The sequence below is a fragment of the Halobacteriovoraceae bacterium genome, assembly GCA_020635115.1.
GTDB lineage: Bacteria > Bdellovibrionota > Bacteriovoracia > Bacteriovoracales > Bacteriovoracaceae > JACKAK01.
In genome coordinates, this window is the sequence record JACKAK010000008.1 from 34,993 (window position 1) to 59,240 (window position 24,248).

Here is a 24,248-nt window from a genome sequence, read left to right on the forward strand (position 1 = left end):
GTAAAAAATGAAAAGAATTGCTTTTTTAATCATTGTTTTATTATCAGTAACCAGTTGCTTTAAGCTAGGTACAAATGTAAAGAAAAAGAACAAAGACCAAGACAAGACAGAAATACCATCAGAAATTAATCCTCTAAATAATTCGTCGGTATTGTCTACAAATATAACAAACAACCAACTCGTTATTATAGGAAATAACCTAACCTCTGTTACCAACGTGAAAATTCAAGGATCAGGGATTAATGAAGAATTTGACATAGAAACAAAAAATGACAACCAGATTATTGCAAATGCTAGAAATACTATAAGCTTTATCGCTGGAAGTATTCTTAATTTAATAATATCTAACGCCTATGCTTCAGCAACTTTTCAAATAACAATGGATGTAACAGATGGATCTATAACTGCAGCAAAGTTGTCAGACATGGGGGCTAGTGTTGGCCAGATTCTTAAGTACAATGGTACAACCTGGGTTCCAAGCGATTTGGGAGGATTGACTTACGCTGGAAACTGGAACGCATCAACAAACACCCCGGACCTTGATGGCGGAGGAAATTCAGGTGAATACTACATAGTCAATACATCTGGCTCATATGATCTTCTAGGTGGCTACGGTACAAACAATTGGAACGTTGGAGATTGGGCAGTTTGGAATGACGTTCTTGCTCAGTGGGAGAAAATTGATAATGCCTCAAGCGTACAAAGCTTTAATGGAAGAAGTGGGGCAGTTTTACCTCTTCCAAATGACTACACATGGTCGCAGATTAACAAAACAACTTCGTCTATAAATGATATCACGGATGTTGACACCACTGGAGCGAGCAACGGATCGGTGCTTAAATTTAATGGAACCAAGTGGATTGTAGGTTCTGACAATACAGCCGGAGCAGGAAGCGTTACATCGTCAGACATTGGAGATGGAGAAATAGTTAACGCAGATATATCTGCAAGTGCCGCAATATCACAATCTAAAATTTCAGGACTAAGCTCTAGCTTAGCATCAAAACTAGATATTTCAGGAGGAACTCTAAGTGGCAATATTGACATGGGGTCAAATAATATTATTACAGGGGGAACAGTTGATGGTGTAGACATAAGCACGCTCGATTCTCAAGTTAGTGCAATTACTGCAACTGTGTCATCAAATTCAAGCAGTATTTCTACCAATACAAGCTCTATTGCATCAAACACTTCAACAATAGCTCTTAAGGAAGATGCTTTTACTGCCGGAACATCTATGCAATATTTCAGAGGTGATAAAACATGGCAAACATTGGATACGGACAATGTTACTGAAGGATTAAGTAACAAATATTACCACGCTTCACAAGTAATTAACGATATTATTGAAATTGGCTCAATTACAGATGGAGAGTTAAATAAGGTCCCTAGTAGTAATGACGTTTTTGATGCATTATCATTGAAACAAAATAATCTTGGATTTACCCCTATTAATAAAGCCGGTGATTCAGTATCTGGAAATATTTCATTAGAATCAACAAAAGAACTCAGATTTAATGATTTGGATAATTCTGCGTACATCGCACTAAAATCTCCAGATAGTGTAGCTAGCAGTATAACTTTAACGCTGCCAGAAACAGCAGGATCTAATGGACAGATTCTAACTACTGACGGATTGGGAGTTTTAAGCTGGACAACAATGAGTGCATCTGGAGATATAACTGATGTTGTTGCCGGATCTGGACTTACTGGTGGAGCATCATCTGGAAGTGCAACATTAAGTGTTGACACTGGAACGGGTGCAAATCAAATAGTTAAACTAGATAGCTCAGCAAGACTTCCTGCTATTGACGGGTCACTTCTTACAAATATTCCAAACCAAACATTATCAACTTTATTATCTGGTTTTTCCGTTGGTGCAGACTCTAGTATAACCAGCACTGATAGTGTTTTAAATGCCCTAAGTAAAACTCAAGGGCAAATAAACGCAAATAACTCTGATATTGCATCTAATTTTACTGCACTACTTGGGAAAGAGGATTCAATTACAAAAGGGGATATTACAGAATCAACATCATCGGTTTTAACAATTACAGGCGGAAGCTCTTCTGTTATTGGAAGCGGCGTAACAATTGAAGTTAAAAAATCTGATTCATCTAATAATGGTTATTTATCAAGTACAGATTGGAATACATTTAACAACAAGCTTGGAACTGACAACGTAGACAATAACACTATTGAATTGAGTAGCAACAATCTACAATTAAAAGATTTAGCAGTCGTAGAATCAAAAGTTGCAGATAGAGCTATAAGCAATACAAAGATTAAAAATAACGTTAAGCTCGTAAGTTCAAACTACACTGTATTAACAGGTGATATTAACTCAACAATCATTGTTACCTCTGGTGCAAATATTACACTTCCTGATCCATCAAGTGAAACTGGATTTAAAGTGCTAATCAAAAGTGCATCTTCAACTCCTTTTAGCATACTACCTAATTCATCAGAAACAATAGATGATAAGAGTGTTATAAGTATGAATTCAAAAAATTCTTTCATCGAACTTATAACAGATGGTGCAAATTGGTATATAATAAAAAGCTCGGACTCTGTTAGTGTTGGCACTATTCCTTGCCCAACTGGATACATATCGGTTAATGGAAGTGCTACTTTTGGCACAGATAATTTTTGCGTTATGAAATTTGAGGCAAAAAACCTCTCTGGAACACCCATATCTGTTCCAAATAATACACCATGGGTATCAATAGATTCACCAAGTGCTCAAAGTGCATGCGAAAGTGTGACTGAAGTTGGTTTTACAGGAACTTTCACATTAATTTCTAACCAAGAATGGATGACTATAGCTAGAGATATCGAATCAGTTCCAGCAAACTGGTCTGGAGGAAGTGTAGGAAGTGGTCATATAGCTAGAGGTCACACTGATAACTCGCCATCTTCAGCTCTAGCTATATCAACAGTTTCAGATCCATATAACGGCACTGGAAACAACGCTGGAGAAAGCGCTGGAAGCGGATGGGAGCAGAAAAGAATACACTATCTGTCAAATGGTGCTGTCATTTGGGATTTCGGAGGAAATGTTCTTGAAAAAGTTGATTGGGATAAAAATAGTGCCGGATACGATAACGCCCCAATTGATGCTACAAACTCCTGGAAAGATGTATTAACCCTAGATGGTTCTTTTTCATCTAATGACGTTTCTCCAAATGGGTCGTATACACACTCTCAGTCTATGGGACAGTGGCAAGGCGGGTCAGGCGGCGGAGCTTTTAGAGGTGGAACTTATTCCTGGGGAGATAAATCCGGTATTTACGGACTATCAACAAATTCGTTATCAACATATACTGCCGCAGATGTTGGTTTCAGATGTGTGTACAGACCTTAGAAATTTACTTCCTTTCTCTTCTCTTTTTTATAAATTTATATGAATAGTATATAGTCGCACCAATTAAGGTAACGGCAAGACCGGTAAGATGATACATTTGCAATGTTGTGGGACTTCTTTCAATACCGTAGAGATAATTTATAGGCCAACCTTTTGATAAAAAATAGGATATGCAGGTATCAGTAATAAATATAAAAATTATAAATATATTGAAATATCCAATCACTTTCTCCCAAGTTCCAATCTTGACGATATCTTTAATTTTGACCTGAGGCTCTAGGTAGTGTGAAAGTCTATTTCTATTTTTATAATTAGATTGATCGTTAAAAACAAAAATAGTGATATACCCGAAAAACCTATGAATAACTTTGAACCTAGCGTACATATTGCCATAGGTATTGTAGATAATTTTATTCTTAATTCTTACGTATTTCTTATCCAAATAAAACCATGTAAGTAATGGTACAGCTAAAACAAAATATATCGCTATTAACCCAAAAATATTAAGAGTTATATTTTCTATGTTCAATATAGAACCCCATCCAGTCCATCGTAAATTTTGCCTCCAATCTCTGATCCTTTATAACTTCCGATAGCGCCAGCAGCAAAAGATACTACAAACGTACAACCAAACAAGCTTGACCCGCCGGATGGATAAAAAAGAACAAGTGAACATACTCCATATGCCGCTGCAGCTGCAAAAGATGCTCCCAAAATAACTCCACCTGTCTGCTCAAAAGCAACTTTAACCTTCTCACCATCTTTTGCTCTATAAACTCTAAAAGCACCTAGTACCGGCTCAATTACATAACTCGTACCAAATGCCACCTTCCTAGCTTTCCCAAGATGCTTTACGGCATTTTCAGCATATCTTACAGCTTTTCTGGGTGCAAATGTATTAGGAAAAACTAGGTGTTTTTTCAAAGGATTAATATACCCTTTATAATTTAGTCCCTTGATTTGAGCGATAAGAAGGTCATTCATCGCATTTATTTCTTTCTTAATTGGACCCTTATCCCAAACGTCCTGAAGCATTGCTGCTAGATTATTGCTAGAACCTTTAAATGTATAACCGCCTTGGTTTACAAAATCAGCAAACCTTTCCATTGCTTTGATATATACTTTTGCTACGCCATCTGTTCCTGATACCAATCCAGAAATAAAGAGCGCAAACCAATCTATACCCCCCTGATTTCTGCTTATAATATGGGACATTCCTATTGGTATATGTCTAAATATATTCTTCATTAATGCGTGATGAGCACTGGTATAAATTTCAGAGTGTTTTTTCTTATATGTAGCAAGATCTATCATTTGCCAGGGTTGTATTCTATTAGGATCTTTTATGTGAGGATTATTATGAAGTACAATACCAATGAGATAATTTATTTCAGACCAATTAAGATTCGGACTATGAGGCAAGTCATCATACGAAAAGTGATCTGTGATAATTTGAGACAAGGTATCTCCAGGCTGAACCTCATAAATTTTATAAAAAATACTTGGTCTCACTTCGATCATTTTTCACTCCAGTTAGAATATTTTTAAGGTTAATATCATATTTAAGTATTTAATCGAGAGAATATTGCGAATTTTTCATACTTGAAATTTGTAAAGGATCAACTATCAGTTGGTTATCTGAACTTAATAACGATCTTATTGCTATTTTTATTTAGTCTAAGGATATTTCAATGAACTGAATATTGCTTAGATTTTTAATTTCACACTATCTTATGCAGCCAGGATTTTAACTAATCCATCAGTTCCTAGAGTGGCAAAAACTGACCACCAATATATTAACCTATAATAACACCTGACTGAGATTCATGGTTTTCTTCATTTTCTTCGATTTTCTTTCCAGGCGATCTTTCAAAATCCACCTGACTTAAGCCATCTCTTTTTTGTTGTTCTCTCTCTTTATCAAACTTTATAACTCGTTCCTTCATCATATTAAGTTTTTCAGTAACATAATTGAAATAATAAATGATCTTATCAGCATCTTCCTTATTCTGACCTTTCATACAAGAAATCGGCTGCTCTTTTATAATATCATGAAACTCCTCAAGACTGCTTACTTCAAGATCATAATATGCTACAATGAATTCAATTATGGTTATATTAGTTCTTATAAGTTCAAGTGATATCCGTTCATGGTCATTCCTGGTATAATCTAGCGCTATATTGATTGCTGCCAACCCATCGGAAATTATACCTTTTGATTTTTTAATTTGTTCTTTTAAAAAGTCGCAATTATTTTCACTTTCTTGAGCTTTTAAAATGTTCAAAGATGCTATCAAGGTAAATACAACAAGAAGATTTTTCATAATTTTTTCCTTTATAATATTTGAGGTAATTATTTGCAATCAAAATGCCAAATACATAAGCCATTATAAATAGACGCAGAAAACTCAATTGACTATAATTTTGCTGCCCAAAGTTTAAACACGCGTAAACTTAAAACATTCATCATTGCTAATATTTAAAAGAGGCAATTTAAATTGGCATCCAACCCAAATTAATCACGTTTTAAGAAAATGTATAAGACCATAATATCTATAAAACTTGCTGTAAAATTTCAAAAATATCTAATAATTTTAATAAGTTTAAAACCATAATAATATGATCAACGAGATTTTATGGTCATCAAAACACTTACGTTACTGCTTTTATCATTTAGCTTGCAAAATAGTGCTCACGCCGATTTTTTTAACAATCTAAAACTTAAAGCTTTGCAGTTTGCTCAAGATCATAACCTCATGAGTAAACACATTAAAAATTCTGGATACGCAAGAAATTTGAATATTGGAAAATGTGGTGCAGGACACACACCTTATAATTGTGAATTTAACAAACGCGGAAAAAGGCAAAGAGGTCCAATAAAAACTCCAGTTGCAAAATCAAACGACATGAGCGAACTAAGGGACTTTTTAGCAGAAAAAGGCTCCCCAACAGTAAAATTCAAATATGGTGCGCAAATTTTAGAAGATGGAAAAAAGAGAGCTGTTTATATTGCTGTCCGAGAAGATGGGACAGAAATCGTACTCCATAAGCGGTTATTCGAAACAGATGAACTCTTTACTCGTGATAATTTTAGAGAATTTCTAAGGTTTTTAATAAAGGAAGGAAGCTTGTATGATTACGTACTTGATTCTAAACGACCAATTGAAGAAATATACTTCTCGTTATGGGATTTTATGCCAAATGATGAATATCTTTCACCTGATTCCTTTATGAACCTAGCTGTTTATGTTGAACTGTTTGAAAATGCTGCTTATAACGGGACAAAACCTCCAAATAAGAGATGTGGAGAGCAACAAACTCCTCCAGAGGCTGTTGTTCTCGCTGAAATTAAAAATCCTTCAATTCACAAAGCGAAATTATTTAAAAAAGACCGATGTATATTTACAAGAAGGGACTACATTCAAAGAAAACGTCGCTTAGAAGATGCTTTAAAACTTAAAAAAACCAGCGCTTTTATGCTTAATCTTATTTTCCCCCAAAAGGCATATTCGTCAGAATCAGAACCTGAAATCCAAATACAACCAATTAATGCAATCAAGTTTCAAAACGAAGATAAAGACTTAGTGATCGAAAAATATAACACATCTAGCAATGAATTGAATATAGCATTTTACATTAATGCCCTTCAAAGTCGCAGAAACAGTATTACAGGAGATGAGGTCGCGTTTGACGATATGGAAGATCAAGTAAAATGTGCAGAAGAGAGATTAAAACAAGAAGCCAATGAGCTTAAGTCAAACACCCAAAAAACTGAAGAAATGATTTTAGAAGAACATAAACTTAAAACGTATTTAGATACAGCAATAAAAATGCTTGATGTAAAGAAAACGTGTACCCTTGACTCTGTTTCGAAATGTAACGATCTAGCAAGAGATGCCGCCCATATTAAAGTTACTGATGAAGATATGCAGGACATGAACTTTAAACACTCGCAACTTCAAGCGGAAAGAGCTGAATTTAACCCAGATGAAAAGACAACTATGACGATGTATACCACAGATGGTGAAAAAACAAAAATTGAATCAACCTTAAAAGATGTCGTTAAAAACGGATGGGACCTGCCCAATGGTGAAAAACAAGACCCAAGTGCCTTTAGGGATTATTCTAACATAAAAGACGATGATGAAAGACTAGCAACAGTTGCTTCAGACATTAGATTTGCAGCAAACTCATATGGCGTAAAGGTTAGCGATGAAAAAGCTTTAGAAATGGCAAAAGAGATATCCAATTCTGTTTCAAAAAAAATGAATTTTCAAGAAATGTTTAGCGTACGTAAAAAAGTAGCGATGCCTTCAAAAAACTCTGGATACATGAAAGCTGCAACAGAATCATTCAAATCAAAAATCCAAAAACAAAGATTGCAAGATTCCATAATTGCTAAACAAAAAGAAATAAATACTTCTTTAGGTGAACACGCTACTAAAGAAGAGAGAATTGCTGCCTATAAAAACGACCCTGACATTCAAAGACTAGAAAAAGAATTAGAAAAAATTGAAAATAAAAAGAAAGAGCTAGAAAAAATAGTTTCACATGAACAAACTAAAGTAGAAGATGAGATTGTCCCAAAGGAACCAGAAGAAGATTATTCACCAGAAAGAGATCCCCAACCTAAAGAAATTGCTATTAAACCAAGGGTGAAAACTAATGGACGCGGACAGACCGCAATCAGTTCACCATCTAATGGTGGATATACACCAAGACCTCGAAGATCTTATAACACTGGTTCTGGAGGAGGATTTAGCTCAGGCGGAAGCTCTGGAAGTGGATCAGCTGGTTATAATCCTGAATATAGTGGTTATGCTCCAGAGCAGGATAAAAAAGAAAGCACAGAATCAAAGGAAGAACCTAGCAAATCCCCAAAAAGAGAAATAGCTTCTATTGATGAAAAGAAAGAAGATTCTAAAAGTAGACTTGTTGGTAAACCAGAACAAGAGAAAAACACTGGTAATAAGGACGGCAAATCTGCATCTAAAGGTGAAAATGAGAGCGAAGAAATGGAATTTAGACCTGGAGAACTGGAGTACTACTTTAAAACCTATGCGTATTATGACGACATTACAAAGAAAAATAACGTAACTTTTAATGAAAAATTACTAGAAAAAAGCGACCGTATCATCAAAGCAGTCGTCAAGTATGGTCTAGATAATGTAACCGAGAAGTATCACTTCTTTCTTACTGACGAACGTTTGACTCCTGCCGAATTTATGAAAAATAAAAATAAAGAAGGGTTCTATATAGAAAGTGAAAATGCCTACTCTAGGATTATGAAACCAAAACCAGAAATAAAAATACTCTTAGATTTCAAATAGGATCTTGCCACATCTCTAATAAACAATTAAAAATTTAGCCAGTCTAAGTTCATGTAAACAATTTTACATTAAATTAAACCATATTAAGTACGTAAAATGTGATATAAATTAAATTTATTACTTATATTTAAAAAATAATTAATTGCGCACAATAATATTTAACTTGATTTACAATGATAAAAATGAAAATTTACAAATAATGAAAAGTAAAGCAAATTATCCAGATGATATAATTTCATATTTTAAAAACAAAGATTTTAAAATTGAGGTTAATGATTTTTCTAAAATTATTTTCGACAATCGAATTCATTGCTATCAAATAATTTCATCTAAAAATAATGATTGTTTCATAGGGATTGGTACAGACTTACAAAAAAAAGATGCAGCAAGCAAAGCATGCTCAGAACTTCTCGAAAGATCACTATTTATACGACCTAAAGATCACGGTTTTTTTGCATCAGCATTTCACCCAATCAAAAAAAAAGCTATTGATTCTTTTCATAAAGAATTTACAGAAAGACAATGTCTGTATTCTCTTTTGTTTGGAATTAATCCTTTCAAAATATTAGAAATAAACAAAACTAAATTGAGTTTCTCCTGGAGTAAAAATATCGATCTTACTGAATATAAAATCTTCATAGATGGAAATGTTCTAATCATTCATGAAGCAAGCGCAAATTATAAGAATAAATGTTTTATTGGTAACGGATTTTGTTCTGGTACAGAAAACGGTAAATCTATTAACGAAGCGATAAGAAGATTGTCATTCAAATTATTTAATAATCATGATTCTAACATTAGTACTATCCAAATCTTAAAAGAGCGAGCTATTTGCAGCTATAAAAATAGAATACACCTGCCAAAAGAACATGACTATGAATTGATGAGTACAAACGAGGGTTTTTTGTGTTACATATCGTCTCGCTGTCCAACAATATTTAGCAAAGACCAAAATGATAAAAATGCATATCATAATCTAATTAGAGGCTATCTACAATAACGTAGATGAACAAGGAGTAATAATCATGACAGAATTTGAATCAATCGCCGTTGAAGCGACAAGCGTACCTGGAAGCATAGTTCCAATATGCTAAAGCCTACTTGTGCCCTCAGATGGGGGCACTTCTTATCTGTTCTTGGAGAGAGACTCACGTTTGTGTCTATAATCTTGTATTGCCAGGATTTTTTTGGAATAAGTACAGGAACAATAGTTGCACTATCCCTATACACACTTACATTCGTAGTTGTGTCTCCATTTTCTGCCAGAATATTAAATAGTTTCAATAAGAAAAAAATACTTATAGTATCTGATATCATAAGGTCATTTTTAGTAATATCCTATATCCCATTTTTAAGTCATAAAGAACACACAATACCTCCGATTATTTTTATTATATTCCTGGTTATTTCCATATCAACAATAGCCAGAAATGCATTTTGGTCTATCATACCCGACGTAGTTCATAGCAACGATATACAAAATTTTAATATGAAAATTTCTTTAAATGAAAGTGTTGGCCTTGCTATAGGAACAGCACTTGGAGGACTGCTTTTAAAATGGATGTCGTACAAATATATTTTTATTTTTGATTCAATTACATACATTATATCTATGTTTTGCTTGATGTCGGTGGAATATGAAGATAAAACATCAAAAATAAAAAATGATTCGCCTAAAACCAGGATATCCGATTTTGTAAACTTGCTAGATGACAAAGTATTGTTGTCAATGACGTTTGCCATTGTCTTTACATGCATTCTTAGTGGTTTTTCTAACTCTTTTATAGTTTCAAATATACAACAATCGTTAAATCTTTCAAAAGACCACGTAGGTTATTCCTTTTCAGTTTTAGCTGTAGGCAGTTGGTTAGCCCCTAAATTTTTAGAACATACAAGACTGTCAGCAATATTTGAATCTTTAAAAATGTATTTAATTATCCTATGTGGGTCAATTGCAACCCTATCAATAACTAGAAATATTTTTGTTTTCTACGTTCTATGTTTTCTAACTGGAGTTATTATAACTTCTGGCACTGCCAAGTTTAACACTTTAGCAATGATGAGACTAGATTTCGAGAATAGAAATTTATATATATCATACCTAACATCATTGATAAGGTTTTTTATGTTTATCGGCATTGTAATATCTCCAATTGATACAAGAGTAACTGTCTGCATATTTGCATCAGTTGTAATGCTAGTTATTACTCTTTTTAAAAAGAATGTGTATGTATAGGATATTTCTATCAATCATAATAATGTGTTCTATTGCTGCAAAAGCTGAATCAATCGCCCGATGGAGCATGTCATCAATTCCTAACAGAATAGACAGTTTAAAATGGAGATCATTGGAAGATTGGTATATAATGATACAAGTATTCGATACAATGGTCTTTAATAAGGGGCATTATGGAACAAATGGGAGCTTATTAAAAAAGTGGAGTATCTCGAAAGACCGGAAAGAGTATAAATTCTATTTAAAGGAGAATATTTATTTTAGTAACGGAGAAGAGATAACTTCTAAAGATGCAATATTTTCCATAAAGAGATACCTCGTAAGCCAAAATCAAACAAATCCTTTTAAACAGTCTGTGCTTGGAGCTGATAATATTACAAGTCTAACAGAACCAATTAAAGGATTAAATCTAATCAATAAAAAAGTGTTCCAAATTACTTTAAAAAACCAATTTGAAAATATATGGTCTTTTTTACTATTACCAATGTGTACAGGAATAGTAAGAGAAGCCGACGTTGATACAAAAACAAATCGTTTAAAAAAAGTGTTCGCGTCATCTGGTGCGTACTATATAGAAAAAATGGATGATTCGAGTATTATTTTAAAAGCAAATAAGTACTATCGGGAATATTCCAAAAGCAAGATACAGCAAATTGTATTTACAAAACATAGTAATTTCATAGATGCTTTAAACTATTTCAAATTAGGAAAAACAAACATTATCCCAATTCTTGAACCATTTAATGATCCACTTTTTCCCAGCATAAGTACAACCACTAGTTGGAAAATGCTAAGATTCCCATATCATAGGGTGGGATTTATTCTTCTAAATAATAAAAACAATTTTTTTAAAAATAAATCTATAAGAAAAAAAATAAGAAACAGATTTTCATATAAAAATATGAAAATGTATCCCGAGAAAAACTATAAATGGTCCAACAGCTTTTTTCCAAAAGGAAGCCCTGGTTACATGGAAATTGAAAATAATGATTCAAATCTCTCTAAAAAAGAAGTGGAAATAATTTCAAAGATGAAAGTTTTGCTGGAAAAAGGAGTTGACACAGATACTATCAAATCAGTCATTCGTGACAAAATAAGTCCGAACATTAAAATAGAATATCTCTATAAAAAAGACCTCGTTGGAAAAATCATGCAAAGCGATTACGATATTGTTGTAACGTCAATAGGTCTACCAATCTTTAATCAAGAGTTCGGGATATACTTATACTTCTTAGAGGACCCGAAATATTTCGACCTAAATATATCTGGAATAAGTGAAAAATATAAAGAGCTATCACACACTACTTCCATAGAGGATAAAACAAATTTATTAAAACAAATTAATTCAAATATACAGGAAAATGCTAGCTTAATACCAATTTATTCGTCTAGGGTTATGTACTATTATCGCGACCCTTTAAAAATAAGCAATCAACTAGAGAGACATTTATCTTTTAAGATAATCAATTTCAACACAGAAAGCGAAGATTTGTGAATTCATTGGTAAGGTTATACATTGTCAGTTTTTTGTTTTTATTTTCATTACTACTAGGAATATTTTATTCATCATATATTTATATCACAGACCAAATAAGAGATAATTACATTCAAAGTGTTCTAGACAAGGCTATCTATATCCATGGCACTACCAGATCAAAGATACTTGTTGATAACGATAACTATGTTTATGATCTAATAATAAATACATTGTGCAACGAAAGAGATAATTCATCTTTTGAAGGTTTTTTTATTGAAAGATCAGGCGAAATTGACATGGAAGCAAAAGACATTGTCAATAAAAAAGAAATAATCAACCACAAATATAAAACGATTAATAAAAATCTGAGTTTTTATGCTGATTTGAAAAATATTTATTTAAAAATATCTTACTACTATTCAGAACAAGGGAATGATTTAGCGGCAATGTTATATATTGTTTTCAATAAAAATAACTTAGTCAAAATTATTTCAGCAGTAAAATTAAAATTTGCAATCGCGATTTTTGTTTTAACTTTTACAATTTTAATTGTTTTCCTATATACAATAAACAAAATAAGGGTTCGACTAAAAAACATTGATGGCGTATTAACTGGAGTTATAAACGATGACTTTGATAGTCTAGTTAAATATTCTAATCTGGAGGTTGTAGATAGAGATTCTTCCATAAAAGAAATAGCTTTAAAAATATACGGCCTATATAAAAGCAACATTGAACTAGTAAAACAAGAGTCGCAGCTGTCAATTATTAAACAGATCACACATGACATCAGATCCCCCCTTGCAGCGCTTGATATTGCTGCAAAATCAATCCCAGATGATACAAAATATGAAAGAGCAATATTCAACTCTGCTATCAACAGAATTCATGACCTAGCAAATGACCTCTTAAGCAAGAATAAAGATATACACTTTGAACAAAGGGAAAATAAGAAAGTTTCAATTGTTAAACTTTTAAACCTCATTGTATCTGAAAAACGCCTTGAGCATTCTAAGAATGACAATGTCAGAATTGAGTTTAAAATGCTCAACGGCGGCTACGAAGCATTTAGCGAATTTAGTAAAAAAGAATTCTACAGGATTATCTCTAATCTTATTAACAATTCAGTCGAAGCAACGTACAGCAAATTAAATGAAATTACCGCAAGTCTAAGCTCGAATAAAAATGATGTTAATATCGAAATAAGTGATACTGGCAAGGGAATACCGAATGAATATCTAGACAAAATTTTTATTCAAGGTGAATCTATTGGCAAGGAAAACGGCAATGGACTAGGTCTTTTTCACGCAAAAAGTTTAGTAGAGTCTTTTGGCGGTAAAATTAATGTAATAAGCGAAATTGGCAAGGGAACCACTATAACTATCAGAATACCAAAAATTGTTCCACCAGAGTCCTTTGTTAGTCAAATTAGTCTTAAAAGAGATTCCAAAATTGTCCTAATAGAAGACGATCCTTCAGTCCATAAAGCATGGGAATCAAGATTTAAAAGAGAAATAAAGTCTTTCTTTACGCTGGAGTCATTTAAAAAGTGGAAAGTCGAAAACGATGAGAGTGGATATATCTATATTTTTGATCAAGAATTTAAAAAAGAAAGCACTAATGGGCTTGAAACCATTCTTGAATTAGGAATAACAAAAGAAAGTATTCTGTGCACCAGCCATTACGAAAACTCAGAAATTCAAAAAACATGTGAGAAAAGTGGTATCGGTCTCGTAGATAAGAGTATGATCCCATATATCCCTATCATTATAGAAGAAGACTCTAAGATTAGAAATTTATCAATCCTAATTGATGATGACCCACTCGTTAGGTTGGTGTGGAAAACAAGAGCAAAGGAACAGGGGATCGAATTTAAGTGTTTTTCAAATGAAGATGATTTTTATAACGAGCTACCTAATATATCCAAAGACTCACCTATTTACATTGATTCTTGTCTCGGAGATGGTGTAAAAGGTGAAGATATAGCTAGAGACTTAGTTACTTGTGGATATGAAAAAGTATCCATTGCAACTGGATATGAAAAGGAGCGCTTTTCTGATCTACCTAAACAAATCAAAATTCAAGGAAAAGGGTCTCCCTGGTAATTTATTTTTTCGCCTTCATTGTTTGCTGTTTTGCGATATTTACAAATCTTCTTAACGCCTTAAGCTTATTTTCGTCTGTGAAACTAATTAAACATTTGTAATCTTGTGAAAACTCTCTTTTTTTAGCAACAGGCAACACTTCCTGAGTGTCGATAATTGTTAAAAAAACTTTTACCGGAGACTCAATAATGAGTAAACGGTACATAATCCACATATTGACTTGAGGTCAATTTATTATTCTACAATATCTTAATTTAGATACTGTGACCATAAACCCAAAATTTAGTCCATTCTCAGGATGAGTCTCACTGTGTTAAAAATAAAACAAGGAGACAATAAAATGAAAGGAAAAAAATTTTCAGAAGAAGTGATTTTCAAAATTTTAAAGGAATATGAATCTGGAATTCCAGCAAAAGAACTTGGACGCAAATATGGAATGGCCGAGCAAACAGTTCATAAGTGGAAGAAAAAATATCACGGGATGCAGGTATCTGATGCTAAAAAACTAAGAAGTCTTGAAGAGGAGAATCGACGTTTAAAACGACTCGTTGCTGATTTAAGTTTAGATAACCAAATGCTCAAGGAAGTTACAAAGGGAAACTTTTAAGGCCCAAACAAAAGAAAAATGCAGCTAAAATGCTCATTGATAAGTTTGGGGTCAGTGAGCGGCATTCGTGCCAAGTTTTAGATATTAACAGATCAAGCTATCGATATGAATTAACTTTGATTAAGAATGACCAAATTGTTATTAATCGAATGCAACAAATTGTACATAAACATCGAAGATATGGATATCCACGAGTTCATGTGATTCTAAATCGAGAAGGAATAGTCCAAAATCGCAAGAGAACCCAAAGAATTTATTTTGAGCAGGGATTTTCTTTAAAATTGAAACGAAAAAAGAAAAAACAATTTTTTCCACGGATAGTAAAACCTTCGGCATCGATGGGGGGTGAAGTTTGGTCTATGGATTTTGTTTCAGACTCACTTGCAAATTCAAGAAAGATTAGAATATTGACAGTCATAGACCATTTCACAAGGTATTCCCCAGGTTTTTATATTGATCATTCAATCTCGGGAATAATTGTAACCAAAGAACTTGATCGAATGATAAAAGAACATGGAAAACCAAAAAGAATTCAAGTAGATAATGGGCCAGAATTTACATCTAAGGCCATGTTGGAGTGGAGTTACAGGAATAATATTGAAATAGATTTTACTCGTCCAGGAAAACCAACAGATAATGCTTATATTGAAAGTTTTAATGGTAGCTTTCGAGATGAATGTCTAAATCAAAATTGGTTTTCTACATTGGCAGAAGCACGAGTTGTAATTGAAAGCTGGAGAAAAGAATACAATGAAGAGAGAATACACAGTTCATTAAAATATTTAACACCTAAAGAATTTGTCAAAAAGGAACGAGAAGATGTAAAACACAGACTCAGTGCAACTCATCTTTAGACTGGACTAGTCAATGGTTTAAGGTCATTATCAGCATCTTCCTTATTCTGACCTTTCATACAAGAAATCGGCTGCTCTTTTATAATATCATGAAACTCCTCAAGACTGCTTACTTCAAGATCATAATACGCTACAATGAATTCAATTATGGTTATATTAGTTCTTATAAGTTCAAGTGATATCCGTTCATGGTCATTCCACTGTAGAATGTTATAACAAACATGGTAGAAAACTATATTCATGCACAAATGCTTGTCTAAAGTCCAATTTCACCCAAGAGGAGCTTGATTTTTATCTTGAAAAATTCAACATAAGACGCCGTCTTTTGTATATTGATGATGCAATTAGCATCTAGGATGTCTCAGATAAATTTTTCATCCTAATTCCTTAGATCTTCTTTTTTAAAAAAAAATAAAAAAATAATTGTGAAGAAAATATCACATCATTTTTATCGGTAAATTCAAGATTTTAGAATTTCATTCTCGATTGTTTGAGTAGGAAAAAAAATAAAAGTCGTTCTGACTTTTGAATATTTCTTCACATTCTTTTAATTTCTAATATATACAAATTGGTAAACACGCACGGTTGAGGGCCGTGTGGCGCGAGCTTTGGAGGTTCAAGTCCTCTCCTGGGCACCATTTTGAAAAAGCTTCCTTTTTAGGAAGCTTTTTTTTTGCCAACTCCTCTAAATCACGAATCTCTCCCAAAATTTTAAAAGGCTTATGCAACGTACTTTCAACTACTTTGCCATTCAGTTGTTGGTTCGAGAGTAGTAGTTTTAATAGTTCTACTCGTTCTTCCTTGTTCTTTGTTTTCCATAATGATTTTGAGTGCTTGGCCAGTTCGAGAATAGAATCACTTGTAAGCATAAAACCTGCAGCAAATTTGCTTTGAACTCTTTCAATTTGAGAAGAGAGAATTTTTTTATCTTCTCTAAGCTGCTTCAACTTTCGCTGATAAGACACCTCATCAATTGTTCGACTCATCAGTAACTCAAGCAGATCATCTTCCTGTTTTTCAAAAGCTTTGATTGCTTGCTGATCACGCTGTATTTGTTTCTTCTGGCCATCAACAATTTTTCTATGCTCATCTTTAAGGTAGTTTGATATTTTAAGAGCAGAACTTTCACTAATCTCAAAGGAGTCTAGGACTGCTTCAAATTGAGCAAAAATCTTCTCCTCAGAAATATTGACTTGTTTTTCACTGTTTTGTTTATGATGTCTCTTACCGTCAGAGCAGTGATAGTATTCAAATTGACGTGTTATATCCTTACTCTTTATATATTTCTTTTTGGGATCATAAAGGATAGCACAACCACATACAGAGCATGTTAGGAAGTTACTGAATATCCCTCTAGGTCTTAGAGTATGTTTTCCTCTTTTCGTGTTAAATACAATATCTAGATGCTCTTTAGGAATGATAATTTCTTGGCTTCCATCATACTCCTCATCAATCCATACAAATTTACCCATATAAAACTTATTTTGAAGTATTTTTTCAACACCTGTTTTTGAAAAGGATCTTACTTTTTCTGGTGGCAGAATATTTTCTTCAATAATTTGATGTTTGATTCCCTCATAAGAAAGTCCATTTACAGCACGAAGTTCAAAAATTCTTTTAACGGCCTTAACACATCTTTCATCTGGATCAACAATAATAACTGCTCGACCTCTTTTATTACGGTTTTGTTCTTCATGAATTCTTTTATTCTTGTAACCAAGAGGTGCTCTTCCTGGAAATACACCCTCCATAGCTTTTTCTTTGGAACCTTTTTGAGATTCTCTACCAATATTAGCAGCAGCGTATTTCGCTACGGCCGTTTCAATATCATCATGGAAAACATCTTCAGGACTACAGTTCTTATCAAAGATCTTTTTGGTTTTATAGTAATGAATTCTAAGCATACCCGCTTTTGCAAGTTTTTGAAGCGTTTCCTTGCTCGTGAAGTTCCTACTTAAGCGGTCGCTCTTTTCAACAATTAGATTAACTGGGGTAGATGACATTGATGCCAGAAGTCTTATCTCTTGAACCATTTGATCAAAGTTTTTCCTCAAGTGGCTTTTAGAAGCAGTTTCAGCAATATTATATTCAGTAAACAAAGTGTAACTCAAATCAGTAATGTACTCATCTCCATGGCGGTGCTGAGCACCTAAGCTGTATCCATCTTTTTGAGAAACATCTGATACACGATTTAAGAGAAGAGCAATTTCAACTCCTCTAAGCTTTGCTTTGGTAATCCCTTTGGGATCAACATAATGTTTTATCTCAATACTTTTCTTTTTCATTTTCAAATCCTTCTTATCAAAATTTCCAATTTAATAAAAGACCAAACAGACTTCAATGTAATTCTAGTTCGAGAATGACCTCCAGTGTGTTAGGAGGCCTCCTCTGAACCTTCTGAATTATCATTTTTCTCTAGGGATTCTTGTTGCCATTTGAAAAGGAGCTTAAAAAACTCTGCTCCTCGTTTAATGTCCTCAAGAGTTAGGTCATCTTCTTCAGTACTCATAAAGTAATCCATTCAGCTATATTAAGCTGTTTGAAAAAGTTTTTTGAGTAAGCACCGTTGGGTACTTCCTGAACAACCTTTAAAATTTAAATTTGTCTGGGACGGATATTGAGGGTGACCGTTGGAGCCAAAATATCTAGGTCAATGACGTACGTCTGATAACGAAAAGTATGACTACTGCAAATGTTGTCCTCACTTGCCATAATCGATCTATTTAATCTTATGAAATTACAGTTCATGCTGTCAAATTTTTCTAGTATCTGCTATCTTTCCATGCACGAAGATTTGCACGAAAATTTAGGTGTTACTTACGTTTTTATAGGTGTTCTTTAGGTCAAAAATTTCGTGCAAAAAATTCTAGAATCTAACAGGGGCAAAGAAAATCAGTTGGTTAGAAAATATTCTAGAGAAATCCCTTATAGCCTAGAAGGCTACAAATCAAAGTTGCAAAACCATTGATATATAATGATTTTCAATCACTCTGCACGAAAAACAGCACGAAGATTAACGTACTAGATCTGTAGGATTGCGTATCAAAATTGAGATTAATCTAGCCTTGGCCGCAAGCTTTCTCCAAGCTATCACATAGCCTCCAATTAGGTAAGAATTAAGAAGAGAATGAAATAGCGATAGAAAGTCTAACGGTCTATAGATCGTTGTCATGTTCCAAATAAAGATGCTCCTCTTAGATACAGATAAAGAGGAGCTTAAAAGATTTATTTTTTGTTGAAATCTAGGAAATTAAGTGAAGAAAAATCCAATGAACTAGCTTCATTAGTCCAGGTTTTAATATATTGGGAGTTACACATTAGTGGCTCTTGCTCAGATTGTGTTGAGATATTGTGTCGAGAATATTTAGCCGCTATATGGGAATCTCTTTTGATAGCTGAAGCAAGTGAGTTTTCAGCATCTTTGCTGTTCATTGCTGAAATATCCTCGCTTAGTGTGTAGTGTTTGAGATTTGTTTTTTCTGAATGTCCTAAGAAAGCACATGTTTGCGAGAGACTGTAACCCATCTCAATTCTAAAATAGATATTAGCACTTCTCCTGAGATCGTAGAAGTAATAATCATCCCTTAAATCAAGATTAAACTCATTGATGGCATGATTAGTAATGTCGTCAAAAAGCTTTTTTAACTTTTCATCATCACGTAAAAAAAGCTCCTTTTCTTTATCCCAAAATACAAATAGGAATGGATACTCAATAAGCTTATTTTTGTACTTACCATACCTCTTGTAACCTTTTAACTTGGATTGTATCGAGAGAATATAGTCACCTGCCCAGTCACTTAGTTTTATAGGACGATAGCTTTTTTTGTTTTTTGGAGCAAATGACATTTTTGAACCATTTGGGCATTTTTCTAGTTTCTTTATTCTGATTTCGATCGGATAACCATTTTTATAAATAATATTATCATCGTTAAGAGTGTACATCTCAGCAGGACGGACTCCAATTTCTCTCCAAAAACGAATGAGCTTTCTAATGTCAGGCATGACAGATTCATCAACATGAAAAGTACATTTTTGAACAGCATCAATAAGAACTTGTGGATAAACGACGTGTCTAACATCAGCCAATTCATCAATTTCACCACCTTTGGTAAACTCATATATATTCATTTTTTCAGGGTTACATCTTAATGCGTAGCCTTGCTCTTTGGCCGTATTAAGATAGGCACGAAATTGTTTTCGCCAAGAGTTCCTAGTCGCAGCAGAGATACATCCTTTTCCTCTCAATTTTTTTGTATATTTTAGACTCAAATCCCATGACTTTAGGTGCTCATTAGTAATATCACAGATTGAATGTATTCCGAGATTTTCAAAAAACGGTATTATACGTCTAAAAACAGATCGTAGATTATCTTTAGATGCTTCACCTTTTTGTCTCTCATTAGTAGCATAGTCACTAAAATATTTTGGAGTATAAATAGAAAATTTCCCATCCTTAGGATCATAACTGCTCTTGCGTAGTGCCTGTGCCCCTGAGTTTGGAAGAAAGCCAGATGATAGTGCATGGTTGAACTCTGCAATATATCCATCTTTTTCACGCTTTGATTTGAGTTTAGGTGTAGAATAAAAATAACGATAGACTCCACTAGGTAGATAATAGTAGATCTTTTCACTCCCTGGTTTTTTCTTATCCTTGTGAAACTTGGTTTTTCTTAAAAGTGATGGATCCTCATATTTGTAACCAACAAATATGAAGTCCTTAATGTTTAGATATTTATAATCCATAGTGATGCCTCCTTCAATTAGCAATCACTAATCAAGCCGTATTAATGGATTATTTCTCCTCATTAAAAAACAAACCCTTTTTTTACTTTTTTATCTAAAAAATCTTCCAGATCCTTTCTCCTAAAAACAAGCTTTCCTCCAAGGTTTATGTAGGAAAGCTGCTTTTGACGTCTGCTATAGTAGTCAACTGATTCAACTGGGATTTTTAGATATTCAGCAGCTTCTTCTATAGAAAATGTATCTTTATTAAGCTTCTCAATAATATTCCCCAAGTTTTGTAAGATTATTAGTGTTCTATCATCTGACATATAAGCTCCTTTACGAAGACACGATCCAACGAATTGAGGAACAACGAAATTCAAAGATTCCAATCTCTCCTGTATGCATTCCTAAGAGAACACGGCCGTAGGGATGCATTAGGATCTTCATGGGGAAGCGTCCTTTTGGCAAATGAACCTTATTGATGGAAATACCTTCATTATCAAAAAATACAATTTGTTCCCTATATCCTCTGATAACAACTTCTTCCGTGACATACATTGAGTGATGTTTTCCTCTTGTCTCCTGATGCTCTCCAATAAGCTTATTCATGATGTATTCTGATGAACTTGGGGAATTGAAAACAGATTGACCAGCTTTCACAACATTTAGTCCATCACTCCAAACTTCATCATAGAAATAATCAGGTGAAGGTTGATCAATAATAAGTTTTAGCATCCCATCAGCAACTTTGAGCCAGTAAAGATTTGAATTTGAACAAGAGACAATACATTTATCCTTAACTCTTTCAAGCTTACTCATATTCTTAATCTTTCTTCCTGGAAGGAGACGTATTTCGTTAATAACTTCTTCAGTCGCTAATGATATGTATTGAATGCATGATCCTTCTTCATCATTTCCATGAGCAATAACAATTGTTCCATCTTGGAAATCACAAATAGAAGTTATTTCAGACCTCTGACCATCTAATATAGGTACTGCGTTGAAGTCTTTATTAATAAGCAGAAGATTCCCATCAACAGTTCCAATCAATAGCTGCTTTTGATCTTGATAATTGATGATTGCAGAAGCTGCAATCCTGTCATTAACAAGCTTATCAAACTTGAGGACTTCTAATGTTTCACTCTTTACAACAGCAATAGATCCATCCTCAGAGACGCTGATAAATTTGGTCATGTCATCAAAGTGTTCATGTACTCCAACGACAACATCAGAATGTACTGGAATGATATTGCCGCTAATTTTATTACCTTTAAAAATTTCTATTCCACGTCTTGCCATTATCTTTCTCCCACACGACCAAGATCTCTTTTGATCTCATGCTTTAATGTTGAAGTTGGATGAAACATGCCAGATGCAATTGCAGTAAGTGCCATGTCATCTTCCAGAACTCTAGCTACTTCGGCATCATTCCAGCCTTGGCCACCATCTGTTCTAGATAAATGGCGTGTGTGAATAATGGCGTCAGCCAGAGTCAGCTCATAGCTACTATGGACGGCTCTTCTAACAACTGTGATCTCTGTTGTACTTGAGATTTTTAGCTTCTTAACCCAGTAATTAACAACAGCATGAATTAGCCTGAAGTCTGCATTGATAAAGAGTGTATTAGTGTTCATTACATATCTACCAATACGATCTTCCATATCGCCTTCATCTCGTTGTCCAATATTTGAATCTACAGGACTCCTAGATAACCAAACAATCTGTGGATAATCTTTTCCTCGACCATCCTCAACGGCTTTATTATTGCCCCCTTGTTGTGAGTAGTAGGTCTCAGATATTTCTCCACCGCTACCTTTCTTCTCTCCAGGGTTTTTGACGTGACCATCTTTTGGGGTCCATTCATTATTTCCATCATTATGGCCAGGGCCACTACCTTCACCATGGATATATGAGAACTCAGTTTCAAGTTCGGCATAAAGATCTCCACTCTTTGATTTTTTAAATCTTGGAATTTTGATCCTTTCCATAAGTTGTTTTAAGCGAAGCTTAAAGCTTTTAGAATTATCATCCCCAAGCTTTGATTCCATAAATTCCTTAATAGGTTTAGGCATCTTCTCTTTAAATTCAGCAGCAATATGCTCAAGCTCAAGATCACGACCGTTAACTTTTAGACCACTTCTTGTGATATCTGCTCTTATATTGTCACTAATAGGCTCAATATAGAGAAAGATCTGACTACCACCTGCAAGGATGGAAAACTTCTGAAGCCAAAGATTACTTGGAGAAAGGCGATTATAGATTTCACCTTTATGGATAATTGCAATATGACCTTTGGCCCCATTGTCAGTGCCTAGAAGAGTATTGTTCTTTTTTAAGAAGTCTTCTGGTTGTATCCACCAGTGAACAATGACTTCATCAAGTTTAACTTTTCCCTTAGCTAATGGACTCTTGTCCAAAAAACCTTTTGTTCCAATAATTCTTCGATTCTTTGTTCCTCCATAGGCATCATTACTATCGTCAGCAGTAAGTACAATACCTGACGGGATTTCATGAAACTTTTTGTTTAAGTTTTGGATGATTGCCTTAAAGCCAACATCACTTCGTTTTGCATTCGTAGTCATTTGTGTTCCTCCTAGTTATCAAAGTTTTTCCTTCTGGCGGTATTTTCATTTTTATTTTTACCGAGAAGGGTTACCGAAGTGCCGCTTTTGGCATTTCTAAGAATTGTTGGAACATCCTTGTTTGATATTTTGACTGGGCCATGAATGAGGTACAGACCATTCTTACTTGAAATGGTCATTTGGTAGCATTTCCCATTTTTCTTTGATTTGTAGACAACCCCATGTGGATTTTGCTTAAGAGCAGAGATTTTCCCTCCAACTCCAAAATTACCAGTTTCACCATGATTTTTATTACCACCTTCGACCGCCAAGGTACCTAGATGACTTTCCATCTCACTAGGAGTCATGCCATCACCGTTATCCACAATCATAAGTTTCTCAACTTTAAACTTAGCTTTGTAGATAGGGTCAACTCCCCAGTGAATTTGTCCTTTAACAACTTTTGTTCTTTTAATGGCCTCAATGGAATTTACAGTCAGTTCTCTGATGAACTGTTCTGGTGAGACACCATTAGACATGATGTTTAGTAGTCTACTTACATTTTCAACTTTTAGTTCTTTCATACTGTTTCCTGCCTTTTTTGTTAGCCCTGCGTTAAGTAAAAATAACATAATTTGAATTATTGTCAAGCAATATTGTCAGACAATAAAGATGTGCAACGATGATTTACAACATTTGCTTTACATTCGCATACTTATGGATCAAAATTTTGGATGTAACATTTACAAATCAGGACGAAATTTATGAATAAGAAAGGTCGACAGCCATCGGATTACCCTCAATTTGCCTTCAGGCTCTCAGCTACCGCAAAGGAAAAGTTAACAGAGATGATTAATGAGGTAACAGATTACTGTAATAAAGACCTTGGTCCAGGTGAATACATGTTTCGAAAAAATGAAATCATCATTGAAGCACTAGAACGTGGATTAAAAGATATTAAGAAAAAGCCAATGAAAAAGAATTAAAGG

The 24,248-nt window shown here is 33.9% G+C and carries 20 protein-coding genes; 9 read left to right on the forward strand and 11 right to left on the reverse strand.

Going from position 1 to position 24,248, the window contains the following annotated elements; translation table 11 throughout:
* Positions 1–7 precede the first annotated feature (7 nt).
* Positions 8–3,364: a hypothetical protein gene (locus H6622_13380; protein MCB9062508.1), complete on the forward strand. Its 3,357-nt coding sequence runs from the start codon at positions 8–10 to the stop codon at positions 3,362–3,364.
* Between the two features lie 4 nt (positions 3,365–3,368).
* On the opposite strand, the gene H6622_13385 is transcribed toward H6622_13380, so the two are convergent.
* The 3 genes from H6622_13385 to H6622_13395 all read right to left on the reverse strand — a co-directional run bounded on the left by H6622_13385 (position 3,369) and on the right by H6622_13395 (position 5,688).
* Entirely contained in the window at positions 3,369–3,893 is a 525-nt protein-coding gene (locus tag H6622_13385; protein ID MCB9062509.1) for a hypothetical protein, read from the reverse strand.
* Positions 3,890–4,885, reverse strand: coding sequence for a LysM peptidoglycan-binding domain-containing protein (locus tag H6622_13390; GenBank protein ID MCB9062510.1), 996 nt, complete (start codon positions 4,883–4,885; stop codon positions 3,890–3,892). The genes H6622_13385 and H6622_13390 overlap by 4 nt, the downstream gene beginning before the upstream one ends.
* A gap of 275 nt (positions 4,886–5,160) precedes the next feature.
* On the reverse strand, positions 5,161–5,688 hold the full coding sequence (locus H6622_13395; protein MCB9062511.1) for a hypothetical protein: 528 nt from the start codon (positions 5,686–5,688) through the stop codon (positions 5,161–5,163).
* Between the two features lie 312 nt (positions 5,689–6,000).
* Here H6622_13395 and H6622_13400 point away from each other — a divergent pair, with 312 nt between their 5' ends.
* The 5 genes from H6622_13400 (at position 6,001) to H6622_13420 (ending at position 14,512) form a co-directional block, all read left to right on the forward strand.
* Complete coding sequence (locus H6622_13400; protein MCB9062512.1) at positions 6,001–8,694, forward strand: hypothetical protein; 2,694 nt, start codon at positions 6,001–6,003, stop codon at positions 8,692–8,694.
* A gap of 199 nt (positions 8,695–8,893) precedes the next feature.
* Entirely contained in the window at positions 8,894–9,694 is an 801-nt protein-coding gene (locus tag H6622_13405; GenBank protein MCB9062513.1) for a hypothetical protein, read from the forward strand.
* An 87-nt stretch (positions 9,695–9,781) separates the two neighbouring features.
* A complete protein-coding gene (locus tag H6622_13410; GenBank protein ID MCB9062514.1) occupies positions 9,782–10,930 on the forward strand; it encodes an MFS transporter in 1,149 nt (382 codons plus the stop codon).
* Positions 10,923–12,425, forward strand: coding sequence for a hypothetical protein (locus H6622_13415; GenBank protein ID MCB9062515.1), 1,503 nt, complete (start codon positions 10,923–10,925; stop codon positions 12,423–12,425). Before H6622_13410 ends, H6622_13415 begins: the two co-directional genes overlap by 8 nt.
* 32 nt (positions 12,426–12,457) lie before the next feature.
* The gene (locus H6622_13420) at positions 12,458–14,512 is read left to right on the forward strand and encodes a HAMP domain-containing histidine kinase (GenBank protein MCB9062516.1); all 2,055 of its coding nucleotides are present in this window, start codon (positions 12,458–12,460) and stop codon (positions 14,510–14,512) included.
* Between the two features lies 1 nt (position 14,513).
* On the opposite strand, the gene H6622_13425 is transcribed toward H6622_13420, so the two are convergent.
* Entirely contained in the window at positions 14,514–14,717 is a 204-nt protein-coding gene (locus H6622_13425; protein MCB9062517.1) for a hypothetical protein, read from the reverse strand.
* Positions 14,718–14,852: 135 nt separating this feature from the next.
* Between H6622_13425 and H6622_13430 the strand changes: the two genes are divergently transcribed.
* Entirely contained in the window at positions 14,853–15,119 is a 267-nt protein-coding gene (locus H6622_13430; protein MCB9062518.1) for a transposase, read from the forward strand.
* Positions 15,120–15,148: 29 nt separating this feature from the next.
* A complete protein-coding gene (locus H6622_13435; GenBank protein MCB9062519.1) occupies positions 15,149–15,973 on the forward strand; it encodes an IS3 family transposase in 825 nt (274 codons plus the stop codon).
* Here the strand turns inward: H6622_13435 and H6622_13440 are convergent.
* The 7 genes from H6622_13440 to H6622_13470 all read right to left on the reverse strand — a co-directional run bounded on the left by H6622_13440 (position 15,970) and on the right by H6622_13470 (position 23,843).
* Positions 15,970–16,215, reverse strand: coding sequence for a hypothetical protein (locus H6622_13440; protein ID MCB9062520.1), 246 nt, complete (start codon positions 16,213–16,215; stop codon positions 15,970–15,972). The two genes, H6622_13435 and H6622_13440, sit on opposite strands and share 4 nt — an antisense overlap.
* A gap of 312 nt (positions 16,216–16,527) precedes the next feature.
* Complete coding sequence (locus H6622_13445; GenBank protein ID MCB9062521.1) at positions 16,528–18,258, reverse strand: recombinase family protein; 1,731 nt, start codon at positions 18,256–18,258, stop codon at positions 16,528–16,530.
* Between the two features lie 940 nt (positions 18,259–19,198).
* Positions 19,199–20,716 (reverse strand): site-specific integrase, encoded by a 1,518-nt coding sequence (locus H6622_13450; protein MCB9062522.1) that lies wholly within the window; start codon positions 20,714–20,716, stop codon positions 19,199–19,201.
* 62 nt (positions 20,717–20,778) lie between these two features.
* Entirely contained in the window at positions 20,779–21,024 is a 246-nt protein-coding gene (locus H6622_13455) for a helix-turn-helix domain-containing protein (protein MCB9062523.1), read from the reverse strand.
* Between the two features lie 10 nt (positions 21,025–21,034).
* Positions 21,035–21,997, reverse strand: coding sequence for a hypothetical protein (locus H6622_13460; GenBank protein ID MCB9062524.1), 963 nt, complete (start codon positions 21,995–21,997; stop codon positions 21,035–21,037).
* Positions 21,997–23,280, reverse strand: a complete 1,284-nt coding sequence (locus tag H6622_13465; protein ID MCB9062525.1) for a hypothetical protein — start codon at positions 23,278–23,280, stop codon at positions 21,997–21,999. Before H6622_13465 ends, H6622_13460 begins: the two co-directional genes overlap by 1 nt.
* A gap of 11 nt (positions 23,281–23,291) precedes the next feature.
* A complete protein-coding gene (locus H6622_13470) occupies positions 23,292–23,843 on the reverse strand; it encodes an ATP-binding protein (protein ID MCB9062526.1) in 552 nt (183 codons plus the stop codon).
* Between the two features lie 180 nt (positions 23,844–24,023).
* Between H6622_13470 and H6622_13475 the strand changes: the two genes are divergently transcribed.
* Positions 24,024–24,245 carry a hypothetical protein gene (locus H6622_13475; protein ID MCB9062527.1) on the forward strand — a complete coding sequence of 74 codons (222 nt, stop codon included), beginning with the start codon at positions 24,024–24,026 and terminating at the stop codon, positions 24,243–24,245.
* Positions 24,246–24,248: the final 3 nt, after the last annotated feature.

What these genes read in the sequence shown, in the direction of transcription:
- H6622_13450 (MCB9062522.1), bottom strand. Translation starts at nt 20,716, where the DNA reads ATGGATTATAAATATCTAAACATTAAGGACTTCATATTTGTTGGTTAC.
- H6622_13415 (MCB9062515.1), top strand. Translation starts at nt 10,923, where the DNA reads ATGTATAGGATATTTCTATCAATCATAATAATGTGTTCTATTGCTGCA.
- H6622_13435 (MCB9062519.1), top strand. Translation starts at nt 15,149, where the DNA reads ATGCTCATTGATAAGTTTGGGGTCAGTGAGCGGCATTCGTGCCAAGTT.
- H6622_13390 (MCB9062510.1), bottom strand. Translation starts at nt 4,885, where the DNA reads ATGATCGAAGTGAGACCAAGTATTTTTTATAAAATTTATGAGGTTCAG.
- H6622_13425 (MCB9062517.1), bottom strand. Translation starts at nt 14,717, where the DNA reads ATGTACCGTTTACTCATTATTGAGTCTCCGGTAAAAGTTTTTTTAACA.
- H6622_13445 (MCB9062521.1), bottom strand. Translation starts at nt 18,258, where the DNA reads ATGAAAAAGAAAAGTATTGAGATAAAACATTATGTTGATCCCAAAGGG.
- H6622_13470 (MCB9062526.1), bottom strand. Translation starts at nt 23,843, where the DNA reads ATGAAAGAACTAAAAGTTGAAAATGTAAGTAGACTACTAAACATCATG.
- H6622_13405 (MCB9062513.1), top strand. Translation starts at nt 8,894, where the DNA reads ATGAAAAGTAAAGCAAATTATCCAGATGATATAATTTCATATTTTAAA.
- H6622_13380 (MCB9062508.1), top strand. Translation starts at nt 8, where the DNA reads ATGAAAAGAATTGCTTTTTTAATCATTGTTTTATTATCAGTAACCAGT.
- H6622_13475 (MCB9062527.1), top strand. Translation starts at nt 24,024, where the DNA reads ATGAATAAGAAAGGTCGACAGCCATCGGATTACCCTCAATTTGCCTTC.
- H6622_13400 (MCB9062512.1), top strand. Translation starts at nt 6,001, where the DNA reads ATGGTCATCAAAACACTTACGTTACTGCTTTTATCATTTAGCTTGCAA.
- H6622_13455 (MCB9062523.1), bottom strand. Translation starts at nt 21,024, where the DNA reads ATGTCAGATGATAGAACACTAATAATCTTACAAAACTTGGGGAATATT.
- H6622_13465 (MCB9062525.1), bottom strand. Translation starts at nt 23,280, where the DNA reads ATGACTACGAATGCAAAACGAAGTGATGTTGGCTTTAAGGCAATCATC.
- H6622_13395 (MCB9062511.1), bottom strand. Translation starts at nt 5,688, where the DNA reads ATGAAAAATCTTCTTGTTGTATTTACCTTGATAGCATCTTTGAACATT.
- H6622_13460 (MCB9062524.1), bottom strand. Translation starts at nt 21,997, where the DNA reads ATGGCAAGACGTGGAATAGAAATTTTTAAAGGTAATAAAATTAGCGGC.
- H6622_13430 (MCB9062518.1), top strand. Translation starts at nt 14,853, where the DNA reads ATGAAAGGAAAAAAATTTTCAGAAGAAGTGATTTTCAAAATTTTAAAG.
- H6622_13440 (MCB9062520.1), bottom strand. Translation starts at nt 16,215, where the DNA reads ATGAATATAGTTTTCTACCATGTTTGTTATAACATTCTACAGTGGAAT.
- H6622_13410 (MCB9062514.1), top strand. Translation starts at nt 9,782, where the DNA reads ATGCTAAAGCCTACTTGTGCCCTCAGATGGGGGCACTTCTTATCTGTT.